Raw genomic sequence first — 10790 nt, forward strand, 5'->3', positions numbered from 1 at the left:
CCCTCACCGCCCACCAGATTTTACCCGCTGCTTGCCGGAGAGTTCCCGCGATTCCGGGCTTGCCGGCAAGAACGCGATCCCGAAAACGGGCAGCGCCGCTTGTTGACCGATCCCGGGATCGGTTGGTGCGACCATGGCGCCGGAATGAACGACCAAGGTGCCGTCTTCCGAAAATGGCGAAAAAGACCGATTCCGGATGGCCTAGCCTGGTGCCGGATTGCCATCGGCCGATGCCAGCACGCGGGCGTTGAAGCGCGCGATCTCGCGCGGTGTCGGCGTCTGGCCGGTAAAGATCCGGACATAGGTCGGAATGCGCGCCAGCCGCGTATCCAGGTCCTCGCGCGCCTGCATCGAGATATAGCCGATCTGTGTCAGATAGATCGTTCGCGCCCGGACATCGGCACCCTGTTCGGCATGACCCCACCGGATCAGCAGGTCGCGCAGCGCGGCAAGGCGGTCCGTATCGGCCGCCTGCGTGCGCGCGCCGATATCCGCCTCCTGCAACGCCCAGCTTCTGACGGCGAATTCCAGTGGTGCGTCGAACATGCCGGTCAGGAAGCAGGCCAGCACGTTCAGCATCGCCTCGGATTGCGTTTCGGCATATTCGGTGCTGGCCCCGACCAGCGGCGCGGTGGTCCGCGCCTCCCACTCGGCGATCAGCGCGGACATCAATGCCTCGCGTTCACCGAAGAACCAGTAAAAGCTGGTTCGCGACAGGCCCAGCCGTCTGGCGAGGGGCTGGATCTTGACGGCATCGATGCCGCCCTCGATCAGCGCCTCATAGGCCGCATCCAGCCAGCCCTGGCGAGAGCCGCGCCATCCTTTGTCGGGGGGGGCAGCCTGTTTCATGGCATCAAGCTGTAAGCGTTATCGCGGCGGGCATCAAGAAATTGTTCTTTCATGTTGTCGCAATGTCCATAAGTGAATTCAAAATTGACACTCATGAACAATTTTGCGAACTTGCACCCGGATTTTCCATCCGGAGGAAGGCAGGACGATGTCGAACGATCCCCTCTTGCGGCCCTATCAGCTGAAGCACCTGACGCTTCGCAACCGGATCATGATCACCAGCCACGAACCGGCCTATCCCGAGGACGGAATGCCCAAGGCCCGCTACCGCGCCTATCATGTCGAGCGCGCGAAGGCGGGGGTGGCGCTGACGATGACGGCGGGTTCTGCCTCGGTCTCGCGCGACAGCCCGCCGGCCTTCAACAATATCCTCGTCTGGAAGGACGAGGTCGTCGGCTGGATGAAGCAGTTGGTCGATGAATGTCACGATCACGGTGCGGCGGTGATGATCCAGCTGACCCATCTGGGCCGTCGCACCCGCTGGGACACGGGCGACTGGTTGCCCGTCCTGGCACCCAGCCATGAACGTGAAGCCGCCCATCGCGCCTTTCCGAAGCGGTTGGAAGACTGGGACATGGCCCGTGTGATCGGCGATTTTGCGGATGCGGCCGAACGCATGAAGGCGGCGGGCGTCGATGGCGTCGAACTGGAGGCCTATGGCCACCTGCTGGAACAATTCTGGTCGCCGCTGACCAACGATCTGGAAGCGCCTTTTGGCGGCAATCTGGACAACCGGCTGCGCTTTGCCTTCGATGTGATCCGGGCGGTCCGCGATCGCTGCGGGACGGATTTCATCGTCGGGCTGCGCTATACCGGCGACCAGGATTTGCCGGGCGGCATGGGCAAGGCCGAGGGGCTGGAGGTTTCGCGCAAGCTGAAGGACAGCGGTCTGGTCGATTTCCTGAACGTCATCCGCGGCCATATCGACACCGATCCCGGCCTGACCGACGTGATCCCGATCCAGGGGATGCGCAGCGCGCCGCATCTGGATTTCGCCGGCGAGATTCGGGCCGCGACGCAGTTTCCCACCTTCCACGCCGCCAGGATCCCCGATGTGGCGACGGCGCGCCATGCGATCGCGTCGGGCAAGCTGGACATGGTCGGCATGACCCGGGCGCACATGGCCGACCCGCATCTGGTCCGCAAGGTGATCGAGGGGCGCGAGGACGACATCCGTCCGTGTGTCGGCGCCAATTACTGTCTTGACCGGATCTATCAGGGCGGCATGGCCTTCTGCATTCACAACCCGGCCACCGGCCGTGAACTGACCATGCCGCATGTGGTCCCCCGGGCGAAAGACAAGCGCCGGATCACCATCGTCGGCGCCGGACCCGCCGGCATGGAGGCTGCCCGCGTCGCCGCCGCGCGCGGCCACGCGGTCGCGGTCTTCGAGGCGGCCGACCGGCCGGGCGGGCAGATCCGGCTGACCGCCCGGCAAGAGCGGCGGCGCGAGATGATCTCGATCATCGACTGGCGGATGGCGCAATGCGAGAAGGCCGGCGTGCGGTTCCACTTCAACACCCTGGCCGATGACCAGGCGGTCATGGCAACCGACCCGGAGGCCGTGATCATCGCCACCGGCGGCCTGCCCCATAGCGAGGTTCTGTCCGCCGGCAATGATCTGGTCTGTTCTGCCTGGGACATCCTGTCGGGCGATGTGAAACCCGGAAGCAATGTGCTGGTCTATGACGATGCGGGCGATCATCCCGGCTTGCAGGCGGCCGATCTGATCGCGGCGACCGGTGCATCTGTCGAGATCGTCACCCCCGACCGCAGCTTCGCACCCGAGGTGATGGCGATGAACCTGGTTCCCTATATGCGCAGCCTCCAGCGGCGCGATGCGACCTTTACGGTCACCTGGCGGCTGACCTCGGTTGTGCGCGTGGGGAACATGCTGCGCGCCATCCTGGGCAGCGATTACGGCGACATGACGCGCGACCGGATGGTCGATCAGGTCGTCGTCAATCACGGAACCCGCCCGCTGGACGATCTCTATTTCGCGCTGAAGCCGCTGTCCTGCAATCTCGGAGAGGTGGATTACGAGGCGCTGAGCACCGGCGCGCCGCAAGACCTGGCCCCGAACCCCGCAGGCCGGTTCCGGCTGTTCCGCATCGGCGATGCGGTGGCCTCGCGCAACACTCACGCCGCGATCTACGACGCCTTGCGGCTGGTCAAGGATCTTTAGCCGTGCGGTCACGGCGGCAGGCCGTCGCCGCCGTTTCCGGCTAGATGTTGTCGCCGCGGATGGCGTCGCAGAGGGCGTCGGTCACCTGCTGCGTCGTTGCGCTGCCGCCGACATCGGGGGTCATCACCCCGTCAGCGCAAACCTTTTCCACCGCGCGCATCAGCCGCGCGGCGGCCCCGGCCTCGCCCAGATGTTCCAGCATCTGCGCGGCCGTCCAGAAGGTCGCGACCGGATTGGCGATGCCCTTGCCGGCGATGTCGAAGGCCGAGCCGTGGATGGGTTCGAACATCGAGGGAAAGCGCCGCTCGGGGTTGATATTGGCAGTCGGTGCCACGCCCAGACTGCCGGCAAGCGCCCCGGCCAGATCGGACAGGATGTCGGCGTGAAGATTGGTCGCCACGATCGTGTCCAGGCTGCGCGGGTTCCTGACCATGCGCACGGTCATCGCATCGACCAGCATCCGGTCCCAGCCTACATCGGGAAATTCGACGGCGATCTCGGCCGCGATCTCGTCCCACATCACCATGCCGAAACGCTGCGCGTTCGATTTCGTCACCACCGTCAGCAGCTTGCGCGGCCGCGAGCGGGCCAGCGCAAAGGCATAGCGCATGATCCGGGTGACCGCCGCGCGTGTAAAGATCGCAACCTCGGTGCCAACCTCCTCGGGCATTCCCCTGTGGGCACGGCCGCCATGGCCGGAATATTCGCCCTCGGAATTCTCGCGCACGATCACCCAGTCCAGATCGTCCGCCGTCACGCCGGCCAGGGGCGTCTGGATGCCCGGCAGGATCCTGGTCGGCCGGACATTGGCATATTGGTCAAAGCCCTGACAGATCGGCAGGCGCAACCCCCACAGCGTGATATGATCGGGCACGTCGGGCGCACCGACCGCACCGAAGAAGATCGCATCGAAAGCCTTCAGCTGTTCGGGGCCATCCTCGGGCATCAGCGCGCCGGTTTCCTTGTAGCGCGCCGAACTCCAGTCGAATTCGGTCACGTCCAGATCGAACCCGCCGTCGCGCCGGGCCAGCGTCTCCAGCGCCTGAAGGCCGGCGGCGATCACTTCGGGGCCGATCCCGTCGGCGGGAATGGATGCGATCCTGTAGGTCTTCATCTTCCGCTCCGTCATCCCGTCAGGCCAGTGCGTCGGCGATCGCCGCGCCGCAGGTCTTGGTATCGGCGGTCCCGCCCAGGTCGCGCGTGCGCAGCGCCGGTTCGGCCAGCACACGCTCGATCGCGGCGACGATCTGCGCGGCGGCTTCGGCCTGGCCCAGGTGGTCCAGCATCATCGCGCCGGCCCAGATCTGACCGACCGGATTGGCGATACCCTGTCCGGCGATATCGGGCGCCGATCCGTGGACCGGTTCGAACAGCGACGGGAACCTGCGTTCGGGGTTGATGTTGGCCGAGGGCGCGATGCCGATGGTGCCGGTGCAGGCCGGACCCAGATCGGACAGGATGTCGCCGAACAGGTTCGACGCCACCACGACGTCGAAACGGTCGGGATGCAGCACGAACATCGCGGTCAGGATATCGATGTGATACTTGTCCACGCTGACTGCGGGATAGGACTTTGCCATTTCGGCCACCCGTTCGTCCCAATAGGGCATGGTGATCGCGATGCCGTTCGATTTGGTGGCCGAGGTCAGCCGCCCGCCGCGCCTTTCGGCCAGATCGAAGGCAAAGCGCAGGATGCGATCCACGCCGGTGCGCGTCATCACCGTCTCCTGCATCACGATTTCCCGGTCGGTGCCCGGAAACATCCTGCCGCCGACGGCCGAATATTCGCCCTCGGTGTTCTCGCGCACGACCATCATGTCGATTTCGCCCGCCTTCCGTCCCGCCAGCGGCGAGGTGACGCCGGGCATCAGACGTGCCGGGCGAAGGCTGACATACTGGTCGAATTCGCGTCGGAACTGGATCAGCGACCCCCACAGCGAAACGTGGTCGGGCACCCGATCCGGCATCCCCACCGCGCCGAAGAACAGCGCGTCATGTCCGCCGATCCGGTCCTTCCAGTCATCGGGCATCATCTGGCCGTGCTTGTCGTAGTAGTCGCAGGACGAGAAGTCGAAATCCTCGAACTGGAAGCTGAGACCATAGCGGGCCGCCGCGGCCTGCAGCACACGGACACCTTCGGGCATGACCTCCTTGCCGATGCCATCTCCGGGGATCACCGCTATTCGCGCATGATTCGTGTTCATCTAAGCCTCATGGTTCGTGTTTCGGACGAATCAGAAATACAGTCCCGCCGGCATCCGAAGCAGCAGCACCCGCGCCATCAGCAGCCAGAACAGGCCGACCACGCCAAGGGCGATCAGCACGCGGCGCAGCCACACCAGGCGGCTTGTGCTGTCATGTTCGGCAATCACCATCATTCCCAGAAAGGCGGCCAGCCCGGTGACGGCGAAACCCAGATACGGCATGACGAAGACCCAAAGCCCGAAGACCGCGCCCAGCAACAATCTTCGCCGCGATGTCTCGGCCGCCTCGGGCGGCGAGGCGCGCACGCCCCGGCCGGTCACGGACAGGACCATCAACCCCGCCGACAGAAGAATCAGCAGGATCGAGATGGCGCGCGGAAAGACCGACCCCATCGGGCTGAGCCCGGTCGTGTTGGCCAGCGCCACCGCGCCCAGGGCCACGAAGGCCGCGCCCGCGATCAACGCGCCCCGGTCGGTCGTGCGCGGGCCATCCTGCGGCGCCCTGTCCGTGCGAACCGGATGGCTTTCGGCCTGCATCGCGATCTCGGTCAGCGGCTGGCGGGGCTTTTTCTTCATCCGCCATTCGGCATAGAACGGATAGCCCAGCGACAGCAGCGCGGCGAGGATGATGCCGATGCTGATGGGACGGCCGAAATACATGCCCAACAGATTTCCGGTGGCGTTGCCGATCAGGTAGGTCTGCACGAAGCCCTGTTCCGCGATCTGGCCCAGAACCAGACCCAGCACGATGGGCGAGGGCTGGAAACCGTAGCGGTTCAGCACCCAGCCGACGATTCCCAGCACGAACATCATCTGGACATCGAGAACGTTCGAGTTGATCGCGAACGAGCCGACGACCGTCAGGAAGGCGATGGTCGGCACCAGCAGCGACTTCGGAAAGGCGATGATCGAACGATAGGCATAGCGACCGATCAGCAGGCCCGCCGGCAGCATCAGGATCGTCGCGATCAGCAGGCCGTAGATGAAGGTATAGACGATATTGGCTTCGCTGGTGAAAAGCTGCGGGCCGATCTTGATCCCCTGGACCAGCAGCGCGCCAAGGATGATCGCATCGGGCGGGGTGCCCGGAATTCCCAGCACCAGGGTCGGGATGAAACCGCCTCCGACGGTGGCGTTGTTGGCCGCCTCGGTCGCGATCACGCCATCGGGTTCGCCCTTGCCGAAATTGGCCGATCGGGTCGAGGCGCGCCGGGCCTCGGTATAGCTGACCAGCCCCGCAATGGATCCGCCCGCGCCCGGAAGAATGCCCACGACCGTGCCGATCACCGAAGACCGCGCCACGTTGAATTTCGACGCCCAGGCGATGCCGAAAGCCTCGCGCAGCCGGTAGCCGCGATCATCCAGTTCCACCTTCAGATGCGCGGCGCGGGTGGCGACCAGATCCAGGATCACCGGAACGCAATACAACCCGATCAGGGCCGAGACGACATCGATTCCGCCCAGAAAGGCCGGCAGCCCGCCGGTCAGCCGCACATCCCCGCCGACCACGGCGACGCCGACCATCGACAGAAGCAGACCCAGACAGGCGCCGATCAGACCCTTCAGCGTGTTGCCGACCGACAGCGCCGCGATCAGTGTCAGACCGAAGATCGCCAGCCAGAAATATTCCGGCGGCCCGAAGGCCAGCGCGACGCGCGCCAGCGGCGGCGCCAGAAACAGCAGCGCCAGCGCCCCGACGATCCCGCCGCAGACCGAGGCCAGCGTCGCCAGCGTCACCGCCAGCCCGCCATCGCCGCGCCGCGCCATCGGATAGCCGTCAAAGGTGGTCGCGATCGACGAGGGCGTGCCGGGCGTATTGACCAGGATCGCGGCGAAGGCCCCGCCATAGATGGCGCCGGTATAGATCGCGCCAAGCGCGATCAGACCGGACGCGGGATCCATCGAGAAGGTGAACGGAACCAGGACCGCGACCGCCATCGTGGCCGACAGGCCCGGCAGCGCACCGATGACGGTTCCCAGCACGACGCCCACCAGCGCCAGTGCCAGGTTCAGCGGCGTCAGCGCGTCCAGAAAATAGCCAAGCAGTTCCATTCACCGGGCCTCTTACTGGCCGATGCCCAGAGCCTTGGCGCTGGTTGCGTATTCCTCTTTCATCCGGGCAATGAATTCGGGCATCTTGTCATAGGTGAAGTCGGTCAGCACGAAACCGCCATCCTCCATCTTCTTGACGAAGTCCGGATCGGCATTGATCTCGGACACGATGTCGGAGATGCGCTGACGGAGATCCTCGGGCGTCGAGGCCGGAACCGCGACACCGCGATAGGCGCCTCCGACAAGGTCGAGCCCCAGTTCCTTGAAGGTCGGAACATCGGGGAAGGCGGGCATCCGTTCTTCCGCCGCGACCGCCAGGATCCGCAGCGCGTCGCCCTGCGCGATCGCAGAAGTGGCATAATTGAAGCCCGCCGTCGTCTGCTTGCCCAGAACCGCCGTGATCGACGGACCGGTGCCCGAGAACGGCACATAGGTCGTCGTCGTGCCCGCCGCCGCGTCGAATTGCGCCTGCGCCAGATTGTTGGCCGATTTCGAGCCCGAGCCCGCGAATGTCACCATCCCCGGATTGCTCTTGGCATAGTCGATCAGATCCTGAAGCGTCTTGAATTCGCTGTCTGCCGGCACCAGGATGGCGTTCGGCGTATAGTGGAAATAATTCACCGGCGTCAGGTCGTCGGTGGTATATCCGACATTGCCTTCCATGGGTTGCAGGATCGTGTGGGGCAGGTTGATGCCCATGATCGTATAGCCGTCGCCGGCGATGTCGTTGAGCTGCGACCAGGCCTGCGCGCCGCCGGCACCGGGCTGATACTGGATGATCACGTCCTGACCGGTATATTTCTTCCACACCGATTGCTGGAAGCGCGCCGAGATATCGGATTCTCCGCCGGCATCGAAGGGGATGATATAGGTCATCGCCTTGGTCGGAAAATCGGCCGTCGATTGCGACGCGACAGGCCATGCCGCCAGTGCGGCCAAGGTGGCGGTCGCGGCGAATAGCGTTCTGATCTTCATGGTTTCCTCCCTGACAGATTGACCCGAAGACGATCCAACGCCTTCGGGCGGCCGGAATCCCGCCGTGGTTCGTGGGACTTTCCCCGATCGGGTCCCGGATTCGTCGGGCCTGTCCTCTCAGACCCTACGGAAACTGTAGTCGATGAAACGGGGGCTGGGAAATTCCGGTTATTCACATCATTATTGATTTGAGGGAACAGATGGGATGACCATGCCGGCCGTGACGGACATGCATTTCTTCGCCGTCGTGGCGCAGCGCAGCACCTTGTCCGAGGCGGCGCTGGATCTGGGGCTGACGGCATCCGCGGTCAGCCGCAGGCTGGCCCGTCTGGAGAACCGGCTGGGCGTGCGGCTGGTCAATCGCACCACGCGGCGTCTTGGCCTGACCTCGGAGGGCGAAGCCTATCTGCGCGCCTCGCGGGACATCCTGGGCCGGATCGCCTTGGCCGAAGACGCGATATCGGCCACGCGGGCCGCGCCGCAGGGGCCGCTGCGGGTCAACGCCACCTTCCAGTTCGGCCGCGAACATGTCGCGCCCGCGCTTGCGGTCTTTGCGGCGCGCTTTCCCGATGTCCAGGCGCAACTGGTGCTGACCGATGCGCCTGCAAATCTTGTCGAGGACGGATTCGACCTGCAGATCAAGTTCGGCGAGCCAACCGCGACGCGCAATGTGATGGCGCTGCTGCTGCGCAACCGCCGTGTCCTGATCGCCTCGCCGGAATACCTGCGTGCGCATGGCAGGCCGAAACGGCTGTCCGATCTGGAAGATCACGCCTGCATCGCTCTGCGGCAGGAACACGCGGCCTATGACGTGTGGCGCTTCGGCGACGATGACAGCGTGCGCATAAGAAGCGGGCTTTCGACCAATGACGGAGAAATCGCCGTCTCCTGGGTTCTGGGCGGGCATGGCATCATGCTGCGCTCCGAATGGGACATCGCGCGCCATGTCAGGGCAGGGCGGCTGGAGGTGGTGTTGCCGCGCCACGCGATGCGGGCGGATATCTTCGCCGTCTATCCCGAACGGCTGAACCTTTCGGCAAAGGTGCGCATGTTCATCGACATCCTGCGCGACCGCATCCGCGAGCAATCGTCCCGCCTCCAGCTTCCATAGGCGCCGGGGCGATGCCGCGCTTGGCGGTTCGAAATCCCGCGGACCGGGACCCGGGGCCGCGATTGGCCGTGGCCAGGATCGCCGCGACATCGTAAGGCGGTGCAATGCCGGCAGAAGCAGGGAGGTTCAGCCATGCGCATCATCGACATTCGCGAAACGACCAGGCCGATCGCATCGCCGATCCGCAACGCCTATATCGATTTCAGCAAGATGACGATCAGTCTGGTCGCCGTCGTGACAGATGTGGTCCGCGACGGCCGCCGGGTCGTGGGATACGGGTTCAATTCGAACGGCCGATACGGTCAGGGCGGGCTTATCCGGGAACGTTTCCGCGACCGGATCCTGGAGGCCGCGCCCGAAAGCCTGATGAACGAGGCCGGCGACAACCTGGATCCGCATCGGATCTGGGCGGCGATGATGGGCAATGAAAAGCCGGGCGGGCATGGCGAAAGATCGGTCGCGGTGGGCACGATCGACATGGCGGTCTGGGACGCGGTGGCCAAGATCGCCGGCAAGCCGCTGTTCCGCCTGCTGGCCCGGATGCATGACCGCAAGGCCGATCCGCGGGTCTTCGTCTATGCCGCCGGTGGCTACTATTATCCCGGCAAGGACAACGGCGCCTTGCGGGCCGAGATGCGCAGCTACCTGGATCGGGGCTATACCGTCGTGAAGATGAAGATCGGCGGTGCCCCGATCGACGAGGACCGTGCCCGGATCGAGGCCGTCCTGGACGAGATCGGCTCGCAGGCGCAACTGGCGGTCGATGCCAATGGCCGTTTCGATCTGGAAACCGGCATTGCCTATGCGAAGATGCTGCGTGATTACCCGCTGTTCTGGTACGAGGAAATCGGCGATCCGCTGGATTTCGCGCTTCAGGCCGCGATGTCGGAATTCTACGATCCGCCGATGGCCACGGGCGAGAACCTGTTCTCGCATCAGGATGCCCGCAACCTCTTGCGCTATGGCGGGATGCGCCCGGACCGCGACTTTTTGCAATTCGACTGCGCTCTGTCCTACGGGCTTGTCGAATATCTGCGGACGCTTGATGTGCTGCGCCAGTTCGGCTGGTCGCCCAGACGCTGCATTCCGCATGGCGGCCATCAGATGTCGCTGAACATCGCGGCGGGCCTTGGTCTGGGCGGCAATGAAAGCTATCCCGACCTGTTTCAGCCCTATGGCGGCTTTCCCGACGGCGTCGCCGTCGAGGATGGCCACATCACCATGCCGGACCTTCCGGGTATCGGGTTCGAGGGCAAGGCCGATCTTGCCGCCGAGATGAGGTCGCTGGCCGAATAGCGATTCGTTGGCCCGGGCCGCCGGACCGATCCGCGTATTGACCAGAAGGGGCGCGCGCAGCGGGATCGAACGGGCGATGAGGGACGGCGGCGGGGCGCCCGACAGGGCCCGGGCATGG

8 protein-coding genes are annotated in these 10790 nt (G+C 64.8%); 3 read left to right on the top strand and 5 right to left on the bottom strand.

All coding sequences use genetic code 11. From position 1 onward, the window contains the following. Window positions 1-201: 201 nt before the first annotated feature. Window positions 202-849, bottom strand: a complete 648-nt coding sequence (locus B4A72_RS07675; RefSeq protein WP_292978296.1) for a TetR/AcrR family transcriptional regulator — start codon at window positions 847-849, stop codon at window positions 202-204. Window positions 850-997: 148 nt separating this feature from the next. Here B4A72_RS07675 and hpbA point away from each other — a divergent pair, with 148 nt between their 5' ends. Next, window positions 998-3034, top strand: a complete 2037-nt coding sequence (gene hpbA, locus B4A72_RS07680; RefSeq protein WP_292958671.1) for an N-methyl-L-proline N-demethylase HpbA — start codon at window positions 998-1000, stop codon at window positions 3032-3034. A gap of 40 nt (window positions 3035-3074) precedes the next feature. Here hpbA and B4A72_RS07685 read toward each other — a convergent pair whose 3' ends face one another. From B4A72_RS07685 to B4A72_RS07700, 4 genes are read right to left on the bottom strand one after another with little or no spacing between them, the layout of a single operon-like run. Then, window positions 3075-4148: a tartrate dehydrogenase gene (locus tag B4A72_RS07685; protein WP_292958673.1), complete on the bottom strand. Its 1074-nt coding sequence runs from the start codon at window positions 4146-4148 to the stop codon at window positions 3075-3077. Window positions 4149-4167: 19 nt separating this feature from the next. After that, on the bottom strand, window positions 4168-5238 hold the full coding sequence (locus B4A72_RS07690) for a tartrate dehydrogenase (protein WP_292978297.1): 1071 nt from the start codon (window positions 5236-5238) through the stop codon (window positions 4168-4170). Between the two features lie 30 nt (window positions 5239-5268). After that, a complete protein-coding gene (locus B4A72_RS07695) occupies window positions 5269-7290 on the bottom strand; it encodes a tripartite tricarboxylate transporter permease (RefSeq protein ID WP_292958677.1) in 2022 nt (673 codons plus the stop codon). A 12-nt stretch (window positions 7291-7302) separates the two neighbouring features. Next, window positions 7303-8265 (bottom strand): tripartite tricarboxylate transporter substrate binding protein, encoded by a 963-nt coding sequence (locus tag B4A72_RS07700; RefSeq protein WP_292958679.1) that lies wholly within the window; start codon window positions 8263-8265, stop codon window positions 7303-7305. Between the two features lie 205 nt (window positions 8266-8470). Here B4A72_RS07700 and B4A72_RS07705 point away from each other — a divergent pair, with 205 nt between their 5' ends. Continuing rightward, window positions 8471-9376, top strand: a complete 906-nt coding sequence (locus B4A72_RS07705) for a LysR family transcriptional regulator (RefSeq protein ID WP_292958681.1) — start codon at window positions 8471-8473, stop codon at window positions 9374-9376. 132 nt (window positions 9377-9508) lie between these two features. After that, entirely contained in the window at window positions 9509-10672 is a 1164-nt protein-coding gene (locus B4A72_RS07710) for a mandelate racemase/muconate lactonizing enzyme family protein (RefSeq protein WP_292958683.1), read from the top strand. The last annotated feature ends 118 nt before the right edge of the window (window positions 10673-10790 follow it).

This window comes from Paracoccus sp. UBA5162 (assembly GCF_002413585.1).
Lineage (GTDB): Bacteria > Pseudomonadota > Alphaproteobacteria > Rhodobacterales > Rhodobacteraceae > Paracoccus.

What these genes read in the sequence shown, in the direction of transcription:
- B4A72_RS07675 (WP_292978296.1), bottom strand. Translation starts at nt 849, where the DNA reads ATGAAACAGGCTGCCCCCCCCGACAAAGGATGGCGCGGCTCTCGCCAG.
- hpbA (WP_292958671.1), top strand. Translation starts at nt 998, where the DNA reads ATGTCGAACGATCCCCTCTTGCGGCCCTATCAGCTGAAGCACCTGACG.
- B4A72_RS07685 (WP_292958673.1), bottom strand. Translation starts at nt 4,148, where the DNA reads ATGAAGACCTACAGGATCGCATCCATTCCCGCCGACGGGATCGGCCCC.
- B4A72_RS07690 (WP_292978297.1), bottom strand. Translation starts at nt 5,238, where the DNA reads ATGAACACGAATCATGCGCGAATAGCGGTGATCCCCGGAGATGGCATC.
- B4A72_RS07695 (WP_292958677.1), bottom strand. Translation starts at nt 7,290, where the DNA reads ATGGAACTGCTTGGCTATTTTCTGGACGCGCTGACGCCGCTGAACCTG.
- B4A72_RS07700 (WP_292958679.1), bottom strand. Translation starts at nt 8,265, where the DNA reads ATGAAGATCAGAACGCTATTCGCCGCGACCGCCACCTTGGCCGCACTG.
- B4A72_RS07705 (WP_292958681.1), top strand. Translation starts at nt 8,471, where the DNA reads ATGACCATGCCGGCCGTGACGGACATGCATTTCTTCGCCGTCGTGGCG.
- B4A72_RS07710 (WP_292958683.1), top strand. Translation starts at nt 9,509, where the DNA reads ATGCGCATCATCGACATTCGCGAAACGACCAGGCCGATCGCATCGCCG.